Below are 22,313 nucleotides of genomic sequence, written 5' to 3'. Positions count from 1 at the left end.
TTGTGATTAATGGATGCCTGTGTTTTACCTTGATATTGTGATTAATGGATGCCTGTGTTTTACCTTGATATTGGAATTGATATGCAAGTAATTATTTTAGATACCCCAGAGCAAGTTGCCGAAAAGTCAGCGCAATGGGTAACAGAAGTCATTAAACAAAAGCCTGCGGCAGTTTTAGGTTTAGCTACCGGAAGCACGCCAATTAGTCTATATGAGCTTCTGGTGGAGCAATATCGACATGGCGACTTAAGCTTTGCCGATATCACCACATTTAATCTTGATGAGTACCACAATATTGCGGCTGAGAATCCTCAAAGTTACCGTACTTTTATGCAAAAGCATTTATTTGATCATGTTGATATTGCGCCTAGTCGGACGTATTTACCTACATGTAGCTCAGAGCAAAATCCTCGCCTCCAAGGCCAGGCGTATGAGCAAAAGATAAAAGATAAAGGTGGAATAGATCTGCAAATATTGGGCATAGGTGCAAATGGTCATATAGGTTTTAACGAGCCAACATCGAGTCTGTCATCACGCACCAGAATAAAAACTTTAACCAAGCAAACGTTAACAGATAACAGCCGTTTATTTGGTCAAGGTGAATTTCAACCAACAATGGCTATGACTATGGGGATTGCCACTATTTTAGAAGCTAGTTATGTGTTGTTGATGGCTACAGGAAAAAATAAAGCGTCGGCAGTGAAGCAAATGATCACCGGACCATTAAATGCCATGTGTCCCGCATCAGCGCTACAGTTACATCAGCATGCGGTTATTCTTATCGATAAGGCCGCCGCTAGCGAGCTAACTGAACAAGATTACTTTTTGTGGGCCGATAAAGAGCAGCAAAAAGTGACTGATAGTCACGGACTATTAACAATGTGCTAGCTTGTGTGCGGCAGTTAATTTGAGTGCTTCTTTATAAAGCCATATTGTTTAATATGGCTTTTTTTATTGCCGCAAAATAAGAATAATCAATCGAAAGAGAGTCAACTCTATGAGTTTAAAGAGGGGGGGGATAAATCAATTTTAAATTGAGTCGGTATAGATAAAGAAAAACCATCATCAAGATGATGATGGTTTGATATATAGTGCATTAAATGCGACCTCACTATAAAACACTTAAAATATCGGCAAAATATTGGTGTTTTGCTATATATCGAAAGTCTAAGGAAATCTAGGTGTTAACGAGTTCGGCTTACTATTACTTATTGGGTTGGCCAAATGGGGTGGTTAAAGCTACCGACTTGGCCTTTAAACATAAATATAAGTAAGAAATAAGCGATAGCATCAGCATCATGGCGTTATGAAGCTGTATGCTCCATAAAGCCGGCGGCTTTCATTTGCACGATGACCTCCTCTTTTTCTTGTGGTGATAGAGCTCTAATTGGCAAGCGAGGATCGCCAACATCAATCCCATGTAGTTGCATTGCCGCTTTCCCTGCCGCGACTCCGCCATATTGCACAAGAGGTCGAATAAGGCCAATAACCTTATTCATTAAGTGAGTGACAGTTTGTTGCTCTCCTTTGTTAAACGCATCAATTATGTCCAAATACAGCGAGGCTGCGTAATTATAAGTACTACCAACAGCGCCGATAGCGCCTACTGCGAGCCCGCCTGGCAGTGACTCATCGACACCAAATGGAATATCGAATTTACCATTGGCTACTCGCTTACAGCGCTGAAACTCATATAAGTCGACATGGTTAAATTTTATACCTGCAAGGTTATCAATGACTTTATCTGCTTTGATAAGAAACTGTTCCATATCAAACATGACATTCGACATTCCTGAGTGGTAGTAATAAAAAGCTTTACTTGGCGCCGCGGCCGCGACGGTTGCGCAGTATTTGACAAGGCAATCGACTGAACTGGGTTTAAAAAAGCAAGGTGCAATAACGGATGTTGCAAATACATCAAGAGTGTCGGCGTGCTTAGTTAGCTCTAGCGTGTCAACAATGGATAGGGCACCAGTATGAACTGTAATACTTAGTTTACCTTGTGCGGCATTAACCCAGCGCTCTGCTACCGCTTTTCGCTCATTGACGGAGCAATTGAGGCCTTCGCCTGTTGTGCCGCAAATATAAACACCTTTAACATTTTGTTTGATGAGCAGTGCGGCAATTTGATCGATAACAGGCAGATTAACATCACCATTAATATCAAATGGAGTATGCGGTGCTGCGATTAATCCAGTTAGTTTTTTCATGGTAATCCTTTATTTAAATTAAAATATTTGTTTGCCATCAATCCATGTTTGGTTTACGTGTAAACTTGTTTGGTTACTCTTTTCAAGTACGGTGAAGTCTGCATTAGCGCCTATTGCAAGTAATTGCGTGGCTGTATTAATGCCGAGAAAGTCTGCTGGATACACACTTGCCATTCTTAGAGACTCTTCTAGTGAAATATCTAGCATAGTTTGGGCGTTGTTGACCGCCGTTATCATATCTAATGCAGAGCCTGCTAATTGACCGGTTTGGCTGGTTAACTTATTAGTGCTGAGTTGTATTTGATGACCATCAAACTCAAATGTTTGTTGGTTGCTACCAATGGTAGACATTGCATCAGTCACTAACATCATTTTTCCATTGCTTTTAACTTTGGTAGCAAGCTTTGCCGTTGCAGGGTGCACGTGATGGCCGTCTAAGATAAGGCCACACCAGCTATTCTTATCAAGAAGTGCAGCGCCTAGCATATTGGGGTCTCGGGATGTGAGTGGCGACATTGCATTAAATAGATGAGTAAACCCGATTGCGCCAGTATCGAGCGCTGTTTGAGTGAGTTCAAAGCTCGCATTGGAGTGGCCTAAACATACTTTAACATTGTGTGCTATTAGCGATTTTACTTGCTCTGTTGTCACACACTCTGGTGCGATGGTGACCACTTTTATACCTAGGTCGTTACGGCAATACACTGCCATTTCTTGATCACTTAGGGCCCTTATGTGCTGGCTATTGTGGATCCCTTTTTTGGGCTCGCTGATATGAGGTCCTTCAAAGTGAACACCTATAACGCCTGGAAGCCGTTTTTTAATGGCGTCAGCGATAGTATTTGCGGCATTGTTTAATGTGTTTAAATCACTGGTAATTAGCGTTGGAAGTAACCCAGTGGTGCCATAACGACTGTGGGCATGCACCATAGCTTCGAGAGCCGTTAAGTGAGTTTGCTGATTAAACAAATAGCCGCCACCACCATTAACTTGAACGTCAATAAAGCCTGGGGTTAATAATCCTGAAATTTTGAATTCTTTTGCGTTGTTTACGCTATCAAAAGCAATCACTTTACCATCTTGGAAAGTGATTGGCTGATCTTCCAAGATCTCTCTACCATTAAATACTTGCTCGGCTATCACTGTCGTAATCATGATTTATTAGGCTCTATTGCTGAAGACAATCCCACTTGATGCGGTTCTATGATCCGGCGCTGAGTGAGTGTAAGGTTAGCCAGTTGCGCTACCTGTCATAACAGGTATCTCGTCAACCTGTTATACCAATGTACCAGTTGTTTGTTTTTTGTCAAAGAAAAGTTTCGTGTTGATGTGGCTTATGCTTGTTGGGGAGTGAATTGCGCACGAGTCTATTTTGGATTGATGTTATCTCTGTGAGGGTCAAACCCGCAGGCTGATTAGTTAAACTAGATATTGATGTGCAAGCTGTGATGCTATTGAGGCATAGCAGTACTAGCTATGCAAACGAATGTCCATAAACAAAATTGCATCTATACTTACATGGTGGTGTAATAGGTATACCTGTTAGGTTTTTATTATGATAAGGAAAACGATTGATGGAATATATTGTTGGCGCATATGCTACTGCTCCTTCGGCTGCAGGTTGGGAGCCTGGGCTTGAGACACAGTATTATCAACATTTAAAGTCCGAAGAAAACATTATTGGTATTGAACATCCTTTTGTCGGTAAGTTACATCCTTATGATGATGAATGGTTTTTAAGTAATGTCAGTAAGGACTGGCAGTTTGTATTTACCTCTATTCCAGGAGTGATGGGACAGTTAGCGAGTAATCCCCACTTCGGTATAGCGTCAACAAATGAAGCCGGTAGACAAGCCGCATTAGTTTTTTATCAGCAGGCTCAACAAGCGATTATTACATTAAATAATCATCTTGGACGGGAGGCGGTAAGTTTTCTTAAGATTCATACGGCTCCCAAAATATCAAAAAATTCAACATCGTCTGTTACAGCCTTACAATATTCATTAGAGACAATGTTGTCGTGGGATTGGCACGGAGCAAAACTGGTTATTGAGCATTGTGATGCCTATATAGAAGGCCAAGATGCAGAAAAAGGATTTATGCGTTTAGAAGATGAGATCTCGGCTGCACAATACGTTAATAGTAAACTACAGAGTGACCTAGGTATTAGTATTAATTGGGGGCGTTCGGCAATTGAGGCTCGCAGTACTAACGGACCTTTACAGCACATTGAATTGGCTAAGCAGAGCGGATTACTGAAAGGCATTATATTTTCTGGAGCCAGTGATATTGAAGGGCCGTATGGCAAGTGGAAGGATACCCACATGCCTCCTGCTAAAGATCTCTATATTCCAAGTTATGCCGAAGGTTCATTATTGACCTTTAAAGAGATCGCAAATTCATTGCAGGCGTGTCAACCGCACAGCTTGAGCTTTATCGGCGGTAAAATTTCTTTGCAACCAAACCGAGCCGATGTTGAGCAACGTGTTTCATATATAAAAAGTTTACTGACCTTGTTGGATCATGCTTTAGAACCAAATGGAACGTCAGTTTCTTAAAATGGGACTAGGAGCTGTTAGATTTCTAATTAAAGTTAAGTGTTTTTAACGGCAAATTTAGCCGTGAAGCGGTGGGGATTTTAGAGAGTATGTCTGGTTTTATTTAACGTGAAATCACGCTCAAATTCAGGCTTTCTATGTTAACATCCCCAACCAATCTATTTAGCAAAGCTTTTTCCTTTGGCTATTTAATTCAATTTTAGAGGTGTGCAGCACCTTGTTATGCGGAACGTTAAATGAAATTTAGTCCACTCGTTGATGAGCTCATTCAGTCACTTCGTTGTTTACCTGGTGTTGGCCCAAAATCTGCCCAAAGAATGGCGTTTCAGCTGTTAGAGCGTGACCGTAAAGCGGGATCTAAACTTGCTGACTCGCTAGCTAAAGCGATGTCAGATGTCGGACATTGTCAGTCATGTCGTACTTTCACCGAGGAAACTTACTGCCCAATTTGTGTCAGTACAAAGCGTGGTCATTCAGATGTGATTTGCGTAGTTGAAACTCCTGCGGATGTGTTGGCAATTGAGGCTGGCGGTCATTTTTCTGGGCGGTACTTTGTCTTATTAGGGCACTTATCTCCGCTTGACGGTGTTGGCCCTGAAGAGTTAGGGCTGGCGCTACTTGAGCAGCATTTAGCGTCAGGTGATATCAATGAGCTTATTTTAGCGACCAATCCCACTGTTGAGGGTGACGCCACTGCGCACTATATCGCCGATATGGCAAAGCGTCACCAACTAACCGTTAGCCGAATTGCCCATGGTGTACCCGTCGGCGGTGAGCTGGAGTATGTTGATAGCACCACGTTAGCGCTTTCTTTTAACGGACGTTTACCGATTTAATGTTTGTGTGCTTTGCATGATGAAGTGCATATAAGAAACGCAATTAAACCCAGTCAACGCATTGTCGCAGACTGGTTTTTTTTTGTGCAATTAAAACCAATGCAGCATTTCTCCCTTGAAAAGCCATTTTATAACCCCATCTTATTTGTAAGCTTTATTTAAACTGATTTTTAAAGGGAACATTTCATGTCACAACAAGAGACGCACGGCTTTCAAACTGAAGTCAAACAACTACTGCATTTGATGATCCACTCTTTGTACTCGAATAAAGAGATCTTTTTGCGTGAGTTGGTATCTAACGCGGCAGACGCGGCAGATAAACTACGCTATGAAGCCCTAACAAACGATGACCTTTATGAAGGTGATGGCGAGCTACGAGTTCGCATTAGCGCTGATAAAGAAAAAGGTACTGTTACTATCGAAGATAACGGTATCGGTATGACCCGCGACGGTGTGATTGAGCATCTAGGTACAATCGCAAAATCGGGTACTGCAGAATTTTTTAAGAACATGTCTGGCGATGAGTCAAAAGACTCGCAATTAATTGGCCAGTTCGGTGTGGGTTTCTACTCAGCCTTTATCGTTGCAGATCGCGTAACTGTTCGCACTCGTGCTGCTGGCCATAGCGTTGATGAAGCGGTACTTTGGGAATCTGCCGGTGAAGGTGACTTTACCGTTGAGACTATCTCTAAGCAAAACCGGGGTACTGAAATCACATTACATCTGCGTGCAGATGAGCAAGAGTTTGCAGATGACCATCGCCTACGTTCAATCATCACTAAGTACTCAGATCATATCTCTGTACCGGTAGAGATGTATGAAGAAGGCACGCCTGCGGTTGAAGCAACAGAAGAGGGCGCTGAAGCAACGCCAGCAGTTGAAGGTAGCTGGAAGCCTATCAACAAGGCTACAGCACTTTGGACTCGTAACAAGAGCGATGTGTCAGAGGAAGAGTACAAAGAGTTTTACAAATACCTTTCTCATGATTTTGCTGACCCATTACTTTGGAGTCACAACCGTGTAGAAGGTAAGCAAGAATACACGAGTTTACTTTATGTTCCGGCTAAAGCGCCTTGGGATATGTGGAATCGCGACCGTAAACATGGTCTAAAGCTGTTTGTGCAACGTGTATTTGTGATGGACGATGCAGAGCAGTTTATGCCAAGTTACTTACGTTTTGTGCAGGGCCTTATCGACTCAAACGACTTACCTCTGAACGTATCTCGTGAGATTTTACAAGATAATAAAGTCACCACGGCACTGCGCACTGCTGTAACTAAGCGTGTACTGGGCATGCTTGAAAAGCTTGCTAAGAATGATGCTGAAAAATATCAGTCTTTTTGGACCGAATTTGGCCAAGTGCTAAAAGAAGGCCCAGCTGAAGATTTTGCTAACAAAGAACGTATCGCTGGCCTATTACGTTTTGCATCGACGCATACCGGTGAAGCGACTGCCAATGTATCACTGGCAGATTATGTTGAACGTATGAAAGAAGGTCAGTCTAAGATCTATTTCATTGTCGCCGACAGCTATGAAGCTGCTGCAAACAGCCCACACCTTGAATTACTGCGTAAGAAGGGCATCGAAGTGCTGTTGATGTCAGAGCGTATCGATGAGTGGTTGATTAATCACTTAACTGAATTTGACGGTAAGAAGTTACATTCAGTTACACGTGGTGATCTTGAACTGGGTGAGCTTGAAGATGCGGGTGAGAAAGAAGCACAAGAGAAACTTGAAACTGAGTCAGAAGGCTTAGTTAAGCGCGTTAAAGACAGCTTAGGTGATAAAGTGTCTGCGGTTAAAGTGACGACCCGCCTAACTGATACTCCTGCATGTGTGGTTGCTGGTGAAGGCGAGATGTCAACGCAAATGATTAAGCTTATGCAAGCAGCAGGGCAAGATGTACCTGAGTCTAAGCCAACATTTGAGCTAAACCCTGAGCACCCTCTAGTAGCACGTTTAAATGACGAGCAAGACGAGCAGCAATTTGCACAGTGGTCAGAGCTATTATTACAGCAAGCATTGTTGTCGGAAAAAGGCAGCCTAGCTGACCCATCTGCGTTTATTAAGCTAATGAACCAAATGCTACTAGCTAACGTTAAGTAATTAGCAGCTATGATTAAAGAGGCAGTAACACTGCCTCTTTTTTATGGTCCAGATTGGTATAAGTTCAGGCGAAAGCTAAAGGAAAGTTATGGAATCGATTCTAGAACTGACTAAAGAAAATATTCAACAAGTAGTCGATGCTTCGATGGAGCAGGTCGTTGTGATGGCCTTTTGGGCGAGTCAAAGCCCTGAGAGCTTAGCCTTGATGCAGACCCTTGAGAATATTGCACAGCAGCAAGCGGGCCGTTTTGTACTCGCTAAAGTTAACTGTGAAACAGAAATGGAAATTGCTAATTATTTCCAGATCCAAAGTTTGCCAACCACCCTAGTTTTGCATGAAGGTAAACCGGTTGATGGTTTTGCTGGTGTACAAGAAGCGCCGCAAATATTAGAGATGCTAGATAAGCATCTACCCGCTGAGTGGCAACTTAAGCTTAATCAAGCACGTGTATTTTTAGCCGAGCAAAATGCCATTGGCGCTTTGCCTTTGTTAAAAGAGGCGTATAGCGACAAGCAACTGCCAGAAATCGCGTTAGCATTAGCCGATGTTTATCTGTCACTGGGTGTACTTGAAGATGCTCAAGGTTTACTCGACTCTGTAGGCCTGGCTGATCAAGACAGTTATTATCAAAGTCTCAAGGCAAAGTTAGCTTTAGCGTTAGATGCTGCCGATACGCCCGAGATTAGAAAGCTGCAACAAGATGTAGACAATGCCCCTGATAACTTAGCCTTAGCAGTTGAGTTAGCGAAAGCATTGCATCAAGCAGGACGTAACGATGAAGCATTAGCTTTGTTGTTTGCACCGCTGCAAAAAGATGTTTCCGCATTAGATGGCAAGGTAAAGGGACTTTTTTTAGAGATTTTAACCGCGTTAGGGCAAGGCAATAGCTTAGCTAATCAATACAGACGTAAACTCTACACTTTACTTTACTGATTGGTGATGGTTGACCTTTCACGGTTACTTTTGCCGCTGTTTATTGGCTATTTGATAAGGTAAAGGTTATGCCGCTTAGCCATTCTCCACATATAGCCTATAACGCAGTAAAATAGCCAAGAAGCGCGGCGCTTCAATCGTTCTATTGCTGCGTTACACGCTTTTTGCTTAGCTAGCTAATCATCATTGTTTATGCCTTGCACTAAAACGATTGGATCCGAACAAAAGCTAAGCTCGAAAGATTAACAGCCCTAGTATCAAAGATTTTTATTATGACTGATGCTAAAGTCGAATGAAAATAGCTTCAAAATAGCGGCTATTTATGCGAAGATCGCCGCCCTAAACATAACAATACCCATCGACTAGACAGCTTTTTGCTTATTCTAGGCGGATGTTGGTATCACAGTGCGAAATTAAGAGGAAGATTCAGATGCGCATTATGCTATTAGGTGCCCCAGGTGCCGGTAAAGGTACCCAAGCCCAATTCATCATGGAAAAGTACGGTATTCCTCAAATTTCAACAGGCGACATGCTACGTGCAGCGGTAAAAGCTGGCACTCCACTTGGCTTAGAAGCTAAGAAAGTCATGGACGCTGGCCAGTTGGTTTCTGATGAGCTAATCATTGGCTTAGTAAAAGAGCGTGTAGCACAAGATGATTGTGCTAAAGGTTTCCTATTAGACGGCTTCCCACGCACTATTCCGCAAGCAGATGCTATGGCTTCAAGCGGTATTGCACTTGATCACGTGATTGAAATCGACGTGCCTGACGAAGAGATCGTTAAGCGCATGAGCGGTCGTCGTGTTCATTCTGGTTCTGGCCGTGTTTACCACATCGTTTTTAATCAACCAAAGGTTGAAGGTAAAGATGACGTAACTGGTGAAGATTTAGCAATCCGTCCTGACGATGAAGAGTCTACAGTACGTAAGCGTCTTGATATTTATCACGAGCAAACTAAGCCATTAGTAGAATACTACGGCGCAATTGCAGCTAAAGGTGACGTGACTTATAACAAGTTTGACGGCACTCAGTCTGTAGCGACTGTTAGCGAAGAGATCGTTACGGTTCTTGGCTAAAAACAACGCTTACAGAGTATAAAAAATACTCGAGTAAATATGTGTTTATGAGCTAGTTCTCATATTTGAAAAAGCCCATTTAAATGGGCTTTTTTTATGCGTTTTGCAGTGATAGCCTGACGTGAATATCTTACTAAAAAGAGAATTCATGTGAGTGACTCTGTGCCTCCATTTGGCGTGTTGTTAGTAAACTTAGGTACGCCTGATTCACCAACTGCTGCTGATGTTAAAAAATTCCTAAAACAGTTTTTAAGTGACCCTCGCGTGGTCGATTTATCACCGTGGATCTGGAAGCCGATTTTAAACGGCATCATATTGAACACCCGCCCGTCAAAAGTCGCTAAACTCTATCAATCTATTTGGTGGGAAGATGGCTCGCCACTAATGGTGATAAGCCAGAAACAGCGCGATAAACTCAAGATGTTATTAAAAGAGACGCTTGGACAATCTATTCCTGTTGAATTAGGCATGAGTTATGGCAATCCATCACTGCAGACAGGCCTTGATAACTTAACGTCTCAAGGCGTTGATAAGGTTTTCGTTCTGCCGCTTTACGCTCAATATTCCTGCTCTACTGTTGCGCCGGTCTATGATGCGCTAGCCGAGCTATTAAAAGCTGAGCGTAATATCCCAGAAATGCGTATGAATAAGCAGTACTTTGATCATCCCGCCTATATCCAAGCCTTAGCGCAGTCGGTTAAAAACCATTGGCAGGCCAAAGGCCAGGCAGAAGTGTTATTGATGTCGTTTCATGGCGTACCGCTGCGCTACGTGACCGAAGGCGACCCTTATCAACAGCAATGCCAACGAACCGCTGAACTGTTGGCTGAACAACTTGAATTAACAGCAGAGCAATGGCGAGTTTGTTTTCAATCGCAATTTGGAAAAGAGCAATGGATCTCTCCAGCAACTGATCAGTTATTAGAGGACTTACCCAAGCAAGGGATAAAATCAGTGGATATTATGTGCCCAGCATTCTCTTGTGATTGCTTGGAAACACTCGAAGAGATCGCTGAAGAAGGCAAAGAGGCGTTTCTGTCTGCTGGTGGTGAACGTTACGAGTTTATTGCTTGTTTGAATGATTCAGAGCAACATATTCAACTATTAGCCCAAATTGTTCAAAAACAAACTCAAGGTTGGCATTAATTTCTGCTGTATTGGGTGATTTCAGCTAGCGAAAGAGGAGGGTTGTGGTAAAATCGCCCACCTTTTCGTGCATCTAGCCTTTTGAATCTATCTTATAGGCTTGGTTTTTGACTAGGCTATAACGTTGAAGACAAAATTTTTATCGCGTTAGTCGCTAGAGATGCAGAGTTTGTTTATTCGAATTAGAATAAACAACTTGAGATAACTTACCCGTTTTAATTTATATTTTGCATGGATGCCGAATGAAAGAGAGCTCTATATGAAGTTTCCAGGTCAGCGTAAGTCTAAACACTATTTTCCCGTTAAAAATCGTGATCCTCTGCTTGCGCAGTTGATCCAACAGCCTCTGCCAATTTCAACCTACATCTCTGGTATCGATCAGACGCTTGTAGATATTGAGGCGAAAGTGGAAGATGAGCTATTGACTCGATATGAGTTACCTAAAGGCAACTCAACTTTAATCGATGATGATAGAGCACACGCGCTTTATACCGAGTTGAAACAACAAGAGCTTATCAGTGACGAGTTCGCGGGTGGCACCATTGGTAATACGGTTCATAACTATTCTATTTTAGCTGACGACCGCTCAGTACTGTTTGGCGTTATGAGCCAAAACATTGAAATTGGCAGTTATGCTTATCGTTACCTGTGTAATACCTCTTCTAAAGTCGATTTGAACTACCTTCAGCCAGTCGCTGGCCCAATTGGTCGTTGCTTCACGCTGATCTCTGAGTGCGGCGAGCGTACTTTTGCTATCAGCAAAGGCTCAATGGACAAAATGACGCCGGAATATATCGATAAAGAAGTGGTTCAAGGTGGCTCTGCGTTGATCTTAACCGCGTATTTGATGCGCGCAAGTGGTGACGATCAGATCACTGACGCGGCAATGACGGCGATTAACTATGCTAAAGAAGCTGAAGTGCCTGTGGTGTTAACGCTTGGTACGCGTTTCCTCATTGAAGAAGATCCTAAATGGTGGCAGGAGTTCATTAACGAACATGTGACCATTTTGGCGATGAATGAAGATGAAGGTGAAGCGTTAACTGGCTTTAGCGATCCACTGCAAGCCAGTGAAGCAGCGCTTGAGTGGTGTGACATGGTGTTAACAACGGCGGGTCCTTTAGGGCTTTATACCGCGGGTTACACTGAAGATTCTGAAAAGCGCGAAACCAGCCACACTCTGCTACCGGGCTCTATTCCAGAGTTTAACCGTTATGAGTTTTCACGTCCTAAATTAAAAGTAGATTGTGAATCACCATTAAAGGTGTACGCACATATTTCACCTTATATGGGCGGCCCAGAAATTATTCGTAATACTAACGGCGCCGGTGATGGTGCATTAGCGGCGCTATTGCATGATTTAGCGTCTAACACTTTCCATAAGACCAATGTGCCAGGTTCGAGCAAGCACAAGCGTGATGGCCTGTGTTATTCGTCGTTCTCGCAAATTTGTAAGTACGCAAACCGCGTTGCTTATGAAGTACTCGCGCAGCATAGCCCAAGACTTTCTCGCGGCTTACCAGAGCGTGAAGATAGCTTAGAAGAGTCGTACTGGGAAAGATAAGCACAGCGGCCTTTATGGCCTAATAGCGACATCTTTTTGAAAGGCATAACTTGGTTAATTCGAGTTATGCCTTTTTTGAATCTATCATTTTAATTTAAACAATTAATGATATGAGCGAATACATTAAGAATGTACCGGTAGACTGTATGGTTGGCGGCGTACCTTCGAGAGGATTAAAGAAACTCAATTCTACTGAGCAATCGCTGTAGCTAATGGGCCAGCATTGGCAATGCTATGCCGTAAAGGTTGCAACCTGACGAGTTAGCCAGTAAATAGAAAGTAAAAAGGCATCCATTAGGATTAATGCTATTCGGATAAGCCTATATCCCGCGATTCGATTAAAGGCTTACAATGAAAGAACCCAGCTTTCACTGGGTTCTTTGCTTTTAAACGTTTTAGAATATTAGCTAATTTCTCATTTTACGCTTAAACGATCGGCATTGATCCGTTAGGCTACCTTTTTAGGTTGAACGAATATGTTTATTTGTTCAAGTTCATTTCTTCAGCATGAACTTGAGCGTTAAAGCCAGGAGCGACTTTACCCGCTTGAGTATTGTTGAAGATTTCTTCGTTAAATTCATTTTCAGACTTGGCAATCACCACTGTCGCGACTGTATCGCCAGTGACGTTAACCGCAGTACGGACCATATCAAGCAATCTATCCACACCAATAATCAATGCGATACCTTCAACAGGAAGGCCTACTTGGTTTAGTACCATAGCAAGCATGATTAGACCCACACCAGGCACACCAGCAGTACCGATAGAGGCAAGGGTTGCTGTTACCACAACCATAGCGTAATCGGTGATGGTTAGCTCGATACCAAATACTTGAGCAATAAAGACGGTTGCAACACCTTGCATAATTGCGGTGCCATCCATGTTAATGGTCGCACCTAGTGGCAAGGTGAAAGAGGCAATCTTATTGTCAACGCCCATACGGTGCTCTGCAGTCTCAATCGTCACAGGCAATGTGGCATTTGAACTTGCCGTACTGAAGGCAAATAGCTGTACGTCGCGGATTTTACGGATAAAGGTGAATGGATTAAGTCCCGAGAATACTTTAAGCAACACAGGGTAAACAACAAACGCATGGATAAGTAATACGCCAAGCACTACGAAGAAGTATTTAACCACGCTACCAAAGGTTTCCATGCCCAGTGTTAGAGCAAGTTTTGCCATCAAGGCAAACACACCATATGGAGCAAGCTGCATGATTAGCGTAACAACACGCATGATCACTTCGTTAAGGTCGTTAAACAGCGCTGCAACACGTGCGCCACGCTCGCCAATATGCGAGATAGCAAAACCGAAGATCACCGCAAATATGATGATCTGCAGCATATTACCTTCACTCATTGCATGCAGTGGGTTAGTGGGGACAAGGTTAATCAGTACATCTGAAAGGCTTGGTGCCTGTTTGACATCAAACTGCATGCCTTCAGTGACCATACTGGCGTTACCTGGGTGGACAGCAATAGCCACTAAAATGGCCATTGAAAGTGCAATCGCAGTGGTAAACAAGTAAAACGCGATGGTTTTGCCACCGAGTCGACCCACTTTAGAAGGCTCACTCAGTGAACAAGTACCACAGACTAATGAAACAAAAACAAGAGGAACAACAAGCATTTTTAAGCTTGAGATAAAGATGGTACCGATTACATTGAGCACACCCTCTGTGATGTACTCTTTGACAAAGTCACTCTCTGGAAACAGATTGCGTAATAACAGCCCGAGAATAATACCGGTAAACATACCGATAATAATTTTACTCGTTAAGCCGAGTTTTTTGGTTTTCGTAGCAGACATAGTGCTTCCTGTATAATTTTTATGCTTTTCAATTTGCGTCATAAAGCCTAGCAAGAAAGTGTCACCGAGGAAATGGGGTAAAAGTTAAGTTTTGCAGGGTTCTTGCAAATAAATAGATGTTTATTGTGGAAAAGTTATGGGAAAATTGTGTAATGTGAGTAGCTAGGTAGCTTGATAGTTATCAAAAATAATAATCTGAGTAACAGGGAGTCTGACAATGAAGTCAGCTTATAGCATTTTTATTGCTTTTATATGGTCGTTTATTCTCGTTGGTTGTAGTGGTGGAGGTAGTATTTCTGAAGATGAAGATGGTGGAACTACTCCTGACCCAACTGCAATTTCAATAGAGTTAAACACGACAAATTCGCTTATATCGGTTGCAGAAAATGCGACAATTACTGCAAAGGTGACCGATTCCAATGGGGCTCCTGTAAGTACATTGGTTTCATTTTCATTAAATAATGCAACCTATGGTGTTTTTACCCCTGGAACTGGTGAGGTTTCCACTGACTCTGAAGGTATAGCATCAATAGACCTTAGGGCTGGCTCCATAAATACTGGAGCGACGGTTACAGCGTCAATTTCTTCGGGAGAGTCTGAAACGTTGCAGGTTACCATGATTGGTGATGGAACAGCTATTGAGCCTTTTGAATTATCGTTAACTGTCGTTGACTCAACTAAACAAGAGCTTCGAGAGATATCACAATCTACTCCAGGTACAGTAATAGTTACTCTTACTCAAGAAGATAAGCCTGTAAAGTTCTCAGTTATTGAATTTACTATCGAAGGCGAAGGAATTATTAATCCATCTTCAGGAACTGCACTTACTAATTCAAGTGGTGAAGCTCGAATAGATATTATTTCGGGAACTGTAAAAGGTGCAGGTAAAGTTATCGCAAAGTACAAGTCTAATGATGATATTGTAAGTGATAATTATAGTTATAGCGTTATCGGCGATGCTCCTGGTGGGGACGGCGAAGAGAACACAATAGCAATATCACTTACTGATAATATTTCAGGCAATCAAACGAGTGGTATTAGCTCAGAGAACCCTGGTCGTATCAATATTACTTTGACTGACAAAGATGGCGCACCAATTAAAGGGAAAGTCGTTAGATTCGCTAGTACATTAGGAATATTTTTACCCAATATTGGTACAGCATTAACTGATAACTTAGGCTCGGCATCGATTATCTTGTCAGCTGGTAGCATTGAAGGGGCTGGAGAAGTAACTGCTTCATATGGCGATACTTTTGCAGTGATAGGCTTTCAAACAGCGGGTGATGAGATAGATCCAGTTGAAGCCAGTCCTGAGATTAGTTTCAATATCTACAATTGTAATGGTATTACTGCTTGGGATAAAACGCTTAAAAACTTCGAAGTTTGTGTGGTTACAGACAATATCAATAATGATAACCCAGGGATCATTGGTGCTACAGTCACTCGTTCTGGTACTACACAGGCATTACAACAAGTACTAGTCACAGCTGCGACGACTTTAGGTGGTGTAAGCCCTGCATCAGGTACAGCAATCACGAATGCCGATGGTAAGGCTGTTTTAGACCTATATGCAAATGGTGATGTTGGTGCTGGTGAGTTAACACTTAAAGTAAAAGATATTATTAGTACGAAAGCATTTGAAATCGGACGAGTTGATATCAGTCTTGATGTTTCTACATATGTAGGTAGTGGAGTGCTACCTGCTGGCGGCTCAACAGTCATTGAGGTTAAAGTTAAAAATTCAAGTGGGAAGTTAGAAACGAGTCAACCCTTCACTCTTGAACTTACTTCACAATGTATGGCAGCAGGTAGAGCTGTTATAGATTCTCCTGTAGTAACAAATGCAGGCAAAGGCTTTGCTACTTATAGAAGTATTAATTGTGAAGGTACGGATACTGTTACTGTGTCAGCTATTACAGGTGCTTCGAGTGTAAGTGCAACTTCAGATATATCTGTAAACCCAGTAAGCGTTGGTGCCATAGAGTTTGTAAGTGCTATTCCATCAGAGCTTGCTATAAAAGTATCAGGTGGTTTAAGTGGTGCAGGCTCTCGTTCAGAAACATCAAAAGTGTCTTTTAGATTATTAAATGAAGTGGGCCAAGCTGCAGGTTCTGAACTTGTTTGTTTTGAACTATCAACAGACGTTGGAGGGATTACTTTATCTCCATCTCCATCAGCGGTAGATTATATTAAATGCGCAAATTTCCCTAAACCAGGTGAGCCAGAGTATCCAACTAACATCAGCGCACTAAATAAATACGCAGTTGCTTACTCCGATGCAAATGGCGACATTAGTGTCACTGTGAATTCTGGTACTATAGCTACACCAGTGAAAGTTTTTGCAGTTTGGCAAGACCGTGAAAATACTGACTCGCCAATAGTTGCCAATGTATCAGATGGGTTAACTGTGACAACAGGATTAGCTGATTACAATAGCTTTAGCTTATCTTCGACAGTATTGAACCTTGAAGGTTGGGAGCATGATGGCGAAACTACCTCTATTACTATCCGTTCTTCTGATCACTCAAATAATCCAGTTCCAGCGGGAACATCAATTGTGTTTACTACTGAAGGTGGAGATATCGGTGGTAACTGTCTTACTGTAGATAAAACTGGTACGTGTTCTGTCGGTTGGGAGAGTCAAAACCCTCGCCCATTTGAAGGAGTGACAGTTACTTGTCCAGCAGAATTTAATGGTTCTTCAATTCCACCATGTATTGGAACCACTTTAGCTGGATATTTGAATGGAACTGAATCAATTATTCCTGAACCTCGTCCAGGACGCTCAACAGTAACCGCTTATGCGATTGGTGAAGAAAGTTTTGTTGATTTAAATGGTAACGGTCAGTATGACTTTGGCGAGCCTTGGACTGATATCAGTGAAGCCTTTACTGATGATAACGAAGATGACGTTTACCGTGGTAGTCCTGTACCAGTAGGAGCTGTTGAAGAGGAGTTTATTGACTATAACAATGATGGAACATTCTCTGATAAAGATGGCTTTTATACGGGTATTTTGTGTGCGGCAACTTCTGCTTCAAATTGCACACAAACCGGGATAGATAATGCTCAGGCGCAATTAAACGTATTTAGAAATATGACGTTAGTGATGTCTGGCTCTACACCATACGGACGTTTGGTTGATATTGATGATGCTGGAAATATAACTCCTGTGTCTGAAATTGATTTAACGATACAAATGGTAGATGATGATAATGACCCAGGCACTCCAGATGTTGATGTAGGTCTATCTTCTAAAACGGTGTATCTATTCGTATCAGATTTAAACAATAATACCTTGTCAAATGGCACCACCATTTCCGCGGAGACTGATAATGGCGTATTAGCTAGTTCAACTCAGGCATACACTATCGGCAATAATAGTTCCAATAAACCGTTGCTTTATCAGTTTACTCTCGGGAGAGAAGGGACACCTAACCAAAAAACCTCTGGGTTACTTTCAATTACGGTACAGACTAAGTATGGGGATCCGGTTATTTATTCAGTTAATGTTAAAGATAATGGTTAATCACTAATGTGAGTTAATAAAACAAAAATGCCGCTTCTTAGCGGCATTTTTTATGGAGCAAAATCATCTAGTCATTATTTACCTCTGGAACTGGTACACACTGCCTAGCTTCATGATTTGGGTTAGCTCATCAAGGGCTGTGCGGGACTCAATGATAAGCTGCGGATCGGCTAAGTCTTCAACGAGTAAGCGGTCACGATAATGCTTATCAACCCACTGATTTAAGCGTGTGAATAATCCATCGTTCATCAAGGTGTGCTGGTTTACTGCGGCAACTTCGTCTTGATTCATGGCAACACGAAGGCGTAAACAGGCTGGGCCACCGCCATTTTGCATGCTCTGCTTAACGTCAAAGTAAAGCACTTGCTTAATCGGCGTATCAAGAGTGACAAGTTCGTTAAGGTAAGCGAAAACCGCTGGGTTCTCTTGACAGTTAGTTGGCGCAATAATTGCCATTTCACCTGAAGGTAAGGTAACGACTTGGGTATTGAACAGATAACTCTTTACGGCATCTTGAATAGCAACCTTTGAGGTTGGTACTTCAACAAAGTGCAGCGCAGAGTCACCAAATTTGCGCTTAATCTCAGTGAGCTTTTGCTGAGTATTTAAAAACGCCTGCTCATGGTAGAACAACACGTTTTGGTTGCCGACGGCAATCACATCGTTGTGAAATACACCTTGGTCAATCACATCCGGGTTTTGCTGAATATAAACTGTGCCATCATCATCTAATTGGTGTAGGCGGGCGACAGCTTGCGACGCTTCTAGTGTTTGACGAGCGGGGAATTTTTGTGGCCTAGGTGCTGATGGGTTCGTGGCTTCTTGACCATAAACAAATAACTCTACACCAGCATGTCCGTACTCATGGCAAAGACGAGTATGGTTAGCAGCCCCTTCATCACCAAAGCTGGCATGTTCTGGCAGATGTTGGTGATGTTTGAAATAACGGCTATCGTTAAACGTAGCTTGGAGTATATTGCCCGTTGTAATGGGTTCAATGCTGCGGTGAAGCTTGTCGACAAGGTTCGCAGGGGTGAAATGGAGTTTACCGTCGTGTGTGTCTGCGCTTGGAGAGACTGTGGCGGCATTAGCGGTCCACATACTTGATGCACTGCAGCAAGCTCGTAGTAGCGCTGGGGCGTCTTTTGCCGCTTTAGAGAGGATCGCTGCATCTGTGCCTGTAAAACCGATTCTACGAAGCGTGTGTAGGTCTGGGCGTTCTTGAGGTGCAAGCATTCCTTGAACTAAACCGAGATCAGCGAGGGCCTTTGCTTTTTTGAGCCCTTGCTTCGCGGCATCTTTTGGGCTTGAGGTTGCAGCGGCGTTATTTAATGAGGCGACGTTACCAAATGATAAACCAGCGTAATTATGCGTTGGCCCAACGAGTCCGTCGAAATTCGCTTCAAAATGCTTCATTCTTTATCCTTAAGGGTATCTCAGGTTGTAATATCTTTTCTGAGTTGTAATTATTGTGGTCAGTATACTGAAGCGTGAGTACCACACAAGCGAACGATAATTGACAAAAATACTGAATTTGAATCGAAATGCACAACTAATACTTGCTTGATGACTAATAATGAAATATTAGTTTTTAAATACGCACTAATTTTTTTCACATTTATTTCAAAAACGGTTAAAAATTGATACTCCAGTACAAATAAAAGAGGGATTAGCTTGAAACTCTGTACACAACCCTCTATATATGGAGCCAAATTTCCGATTTTTGAGACTCGTTGGCGCAAAGTAATCTATGGGTAAATCGCTAGTAATCGTCGAATCACCGGCCAAAGCCAAGACTATTAATAAATATCTAGGCAAAGATTTCATCGTTAAGTCGAGTGTAGGTCACATCCGTGATCTGCCTACATCATCGAGTTCAGACGCTAAAGTTGTCAGTAAGACAGCAGCTGAAGTTAAGAAGATGTCTCCAGAGGAGAAGGCTGAGTATAAGAGCTTAAAAGCGAAGCAAGCATTAGTTGCGCGCATGGGGGTAGACCCGGAAAAAGGCTGGAAAGCCAATTATCAAACCTTACCCGGCAAAGAAAAAGTCGTTAAGGAACTTCAAACTCTGGCAGCGTCTGCTGACCACATCTATCTCGCAACCGATTTGGATAGAGAGGGAGAGGCAATTGCTTGGCATCTACAGCAAGTAATCGGTGGTGATGAGTCTCGCTATCAACGCGTGGTATTTAACGAAATTACCAAGTCAGCGATTCAAGATGCATTTAGCCAACCATCAGTGCTTGATACCAATATGGTCAATGCACAGCAAGCACGTCGATTCTTAGACCGTGTTGTTGGTTTTATGGCATCACCACTATTGTGGAAAAAAGTGGCACGTGGTTTATCTGCTGGCCGTGTACAGTCTGTGGCTGTTCGCCTAGTGGTTGAGCGTGAAAGCGAAATTAAAGCATTTGTGCCAGAAGAGTTTTGGGACGTGCATGCTGAGCTAAATACTTTGACGGACGACTTGTTGAAAATGCAGGTAGTCAAGTTCCAAGGTAAAGCATTTAGCCCAGTGAATGAAACCCAAGCACAAACTGCGGTTAGTCAGCTGTCTCAGTCAAGCTTTGTGGTGGCAGCTCGTGAAGATAGAGCTACATCAAGTAAGCCGTCTGCGCCATATATTACTTCAACGTTACAACAAGCTGCGAGTACGCGTTTAGGTTATGGCGTTAAGAAGACCATGATGATGGCTCAACGTTTGTATGAAGCGGGCCATATTACTTATATGCGTACCGACTCTACAAATTTAAGCCAAGAAGCGTTAGAGAATGTGCGCGACATGATTGGTAAAGAATATGGCGATAAGTATCTGCCAGAATCTCCAATTCGTTATGGTAGCAAAGAAGGCGCTCAAGAGGCTCACGAAGCGATTCGTCCTTCAAATGTAAAAGTTAGCGCGGCATCTTTGTCTGACATGGAGCGAGACGCTCAGCGCCTTTACGAGCTTATTTGGCGTCAGTTTGTGTCTTGTCAGATGACTCCTGCAAAATACGATGCCACTCGTTTGACCGTTAAAGCCGGTGAATATGAGCTAAAAGCGACGGGTCGTACTTTGCGTTTTGATGGTTGGACTCGTGTTCAAACTGCTGTCAAAAAGAAAAACGAAGAAGATAACACCTTGCCATACGTGGCAGAAGGCGATGCTGTTAAGCTTAAAGAGTTACTGCCTAAGCAGCACTTCACTAAACCAGCAGCACGTTTCAGTGAAGCTTCTCTTGTTAAAGAGTTAGAAAAGCGCGGTATTGGTCGTCCATCAACCTACGCAACGATTATTTCAACCATTCAAGACCGTGGTTATGTGAAAGTTGAAAACCGTCGTTTCTACGCTGAGAAGATGGGTGAAATTGTTAGTGACAGTTTAGTCGGTAGCTTTGAAGATCTGATGAGCTATGATTTCACTGCAAGCATGGAGCAAACATTAGATGATGTCGCTCAAGGTAAGCTTGAGTGGAAAAAAGTCCTTGATGGTTTTTATAAAGACTTCACTAAACAGCTAGAGCTTGCTGAATTGCCACCAGAAGAGGGCGGTATGCGCCCGAACGAAATGGTGATCACTGACGACATTAAGTGTCCGACTTGTGGTCGTCCTATGGGCATTCGTACCGGTACAACGGGCGTGTTCTTAGGCTGTTCAGGTTACGCATTACCACCAAAAGAGCGTTGTAAGACGACCTTGAACTTAACGCCAGGCGAAGAAGCGATAAGTGAAGGTGGTGAAGATGCTGAAACGGAAGCGCTGCGTGCTAAACATCGTTGTGGTATTTGTGGTACAGCCATGGATAGCTACTTAATCGATGAAAAGCGTAAGCTACATGTGTGTGGTAACAACCCTACGTGTGAAGGTTACGAAGTCGAAGCGGGTCAGTTTAAGATCAAAGGTTACGAAGGTCCGATTATCGAGTGCGATCGCTGTGGCAACGATATGGAGCTTAAAAACGGTCGTTTTGGTAAGTACTTTGGTTGTACTAATTCTGAGTGTAAGAATACCCGTAAACTGCTCAAGAGTGGCGAAGCGGCGCCGCCTAAAGAAGATCCTATTCACTTACCAGAGCTTAAATGTACTAAGTCGGATGCATACTTTGTATTGCGAGACGGTGCAGCAGGTATTTTCCTGGCTGCGAGTACCTTCCCTAAATCACGAGAGACACGTGGTCCGTTAGTGGAAGAGCTGATTAAGTATCGTGAGCTACTATGGCCTAAGTATCAGTATCTAGCCGATGCGCCTGTGGCAGATGATGACGGTAACTTAGCATCAGTGCGCTTTAGTCGTAAGACCAAAGAGCAGTATGTCGCAACAGATGTTGATGGTAAGGCTACAGGCTGGTCATCTAAGTTTGTTGATGGCAAGTGGGTTACAGAGGCAAAAGCTAAGGCTAAGCCTAAGGCCAAAGCTAAACCAAAAGCTAAGGCGAAAATAGCTGAGTAATTTGTTTTATAAGCCGTAAAAAAGCCCCGTATTATCGGTAATGCCGATCATTTAGCAGTTTATTGATCGGTTGACCGATCTTTATAAGATGGCAAAATCCGAGTGTTTTTAAAC

Annotated in this window: 14 protein-coding genes; 10 read left to right on the top strand and 4 right to left on the bottom strand. The window is 42.8% G+C overall.

The window, feature by feature from the left end; all coding sequences use genetic code 11:
- The first annotated feature begins 81 nt into the window (after positions 1 to 81).
- The gene (gene nagB / locus ACVBJC_RS17835) at positions 82 to 888 is read left to right on the top strand and encodes a glucosamine-6-phosphate deaminase (protein ID WP_447162088.1); all 807 of its coding nucleotides are present in this window, start codon (positions 82 to 84) and stop codon (positions 886 to 888) included.
- A 416-nt stretch (positions 889 to 1,304) separates the two neighbouring features.
- Here the strand turns inward: nagB and ACVBJC_RS17830 are convergent, their stop codons facing one another.
- On the bottom strand, positions 1,305 to 2,210 hold the full coding sequence (locus ACVBJC_RS17830) for a dihydrodipicolinate synthase family protein (RefSeq protein WP_447162087.1): 906 nt from the start codon (positions 2,208 to 2,210) through the stop codon (positions 1,305 to 1,307).
- An 18-nt stretch (positions 2,211 to 2,228) separates the two neighbouring features.
- Positions 2,229 to 3,365, bottom strand: a complete 1,137-nt coding sequence (gene nagA / locus ACVBJC_RS17825) for an N-acetylglucosamine-6-phosphate deacetylase (RefSeq protein WP_447162086.1) — start codon at positions 3,363 to 3,365, stop codon at positions 2,229 to 2,231.
- Positions 3,366 to 3,784: 419 nt separating this feature from the next.
- Here nagA and ACVBJC_RS17820 point away from each other — a divergent pair, with 419 nt between their 5' ends.
- The 7 genes from ACVBJC_RS17820 to ACVBJC_RS17790 all read left to right on the top strand — a co-directional run bounded on the left by ACVBJC_RS17820 (position 3,785) and on the right by ACVBJC_RS17790 (position 12,429).
- On the top strand, positions 3,785 to 4,768 hold the full coding sequence (locus ACVBJC_RS17820) for a DUF4862 family protein (protein ID WP_447162085.1): 984 nt from the start codon (positions 3,785 to 3,787) through the stop codon (positions 4,766 to 4,768).
- 236 nt (positions 4,769 to 5,004) lie between these two features.
- The gene (recR, locus tag ACVBJC_RS17815; protein WP_447162084.1) at positions 5,005 to 5,604 is read left to right on the top strand and encodes a recombination mediator RecR; all 600 of its coding nucleotides are present in this window, start codon (positions 5,005 to 5,007) and stop codon (positions 5,602 to 5,604) included.
- Positions 5,605 to 5,790: 186 nt separating this feature from the next.
- On the top strand, positions 5,791 to 7,710 hold the full coding sequence (htpG, locus tag ACVBJC_RS17810) for a molecular chaperone HtpG (protein ID WP_447162083.1): 1,920 nt from the start codon (positions 5,791 to 5,793) through the stop codon (positions 7,708 to 7,710).
- 88 nt (positions 7,711 to 7,798) lie between these two features.
- Entirely contained in the window at positions 7,799 to 8,644 is an 846-nt protein-coding gene (locus tag ACVBJC_RS17805; RefSeq protein ID WP_447162082.1) for a co-chaperone YbbN, read from the top strand.
- Positions 8,645 to 9,074: 430 nt separating this feature from the next.
- Positions 9,075 to 9,719 (top strand): adenylate kinase, encoded by a 645-nt coding sequence (gene adk / locus ACVBJC_RS17800; RefSeq protein WP_447162081.1) that lies wholly within the window; start codon positions 9,075 to 9,077, stop codon positions 9,717 to 9,719.
- 150 nt (positions 9,720 to 9,869) lie between these two features.
- Positions 9,870 to 10,865: a ferrochelatase gene (gene hemH, locus ACVBJC_RS17795; protein ID WP_447162080.1), complete on the top strand. Its 996-nt coding sequence runs from the start codon at positions 9,870 to 9,872 to the stop codon at positions 10,863 to 10,865.
- Positions 10,866 to 11,124: 259 nt separating this feature from the next.
- Positions 11,125 to 12,429, top strand: a complete 1,305-nt coding sequence (locus ACVBJC_RS17790; protein WP_447162079.1) for an inosine/guanosine kinase — start codon at positions 11,125 to 11,127, stop codon at positions 12,427 to 12,429.
- 480 nt (positions 12,430 to 12,909) lie between these two features.
- On the opposite strand, the gene ACVBJC_RS17785 is transcribed toward ACVBJC_RS17790, so the two are convergent.
- A complete protein-coding gene (locus tag ACVBJC_RS17785; protein WP_447162078.1) occupies positions 12,910 to 14,238 on the bottom strand; it encodes a dicarboxylate/amino acid:cation symporter in 1,329 nt (442 codons plus the stop codon).
- A gap of 217 nt (positions 14,239 to 14,455) precedes the next feature.
- Between ACVBJC_RS17785 and ACVBJC_RS17780 the strand changes: the two genes are divergently transcribed.
- On the top strand, positions 14,456 to 17,767 hold the full coding sequence (locus ACVBJC_RS17780) for an invasin (protein WP_447162077.1): 3,312 nt from the start codon (positions 14,456 to 14,458) through the stop codon (positions 17,765 to 17,767).
- 78 nt (positions 17,768 to 17,845) lie between these two features.
- Here ACVBJC_RS17780 and astB read toward each other — a convergent pair whose 3' ends face one another.
- The gene (astB, locus tag ACVBJC_RS17775; protein ID WP_447162076.1) at positions 17,846 to 19,183 is read right to left on the bottom strand and encodes an N-succinylarginine dihydrolase; all 1,338 of its coding nucleotides are present in this window, start codon (positions 19,181 to 19,183) and stop codon (positions 17,846 to 17,848) included.
- A 334-nt stretch (positions 19,184 to 19,517) separates the two neighbouring features.
- Between astB and topA the strand changes: the two genes are divergently transcribed.
- Positions 19,518 to 22,199 carry a type I DNA topoisomerase gene (gene topA / locus ACVBJC_RS17770; RefSeq protein WP_447162075.1) on the top strand — a complete coding sequence of 894 codons (2,682 nt, stop codon included), beginning with the start codon at positions 19,518 to 19,520 and terminating at the stop codon, positions 22,197 to 22,199.
- The last annotated feature ends 114 nt before the right edge of the window (positions 22,200 to 22,313 follow it).

This window comes from Shewanella sp. 0m-6 (genome assembly GCF_052977325.1).
Note: the sequence above shows the minus strand (reverse complement) of the source record. Positions and strands in the feature narration are given on the sequence as shown.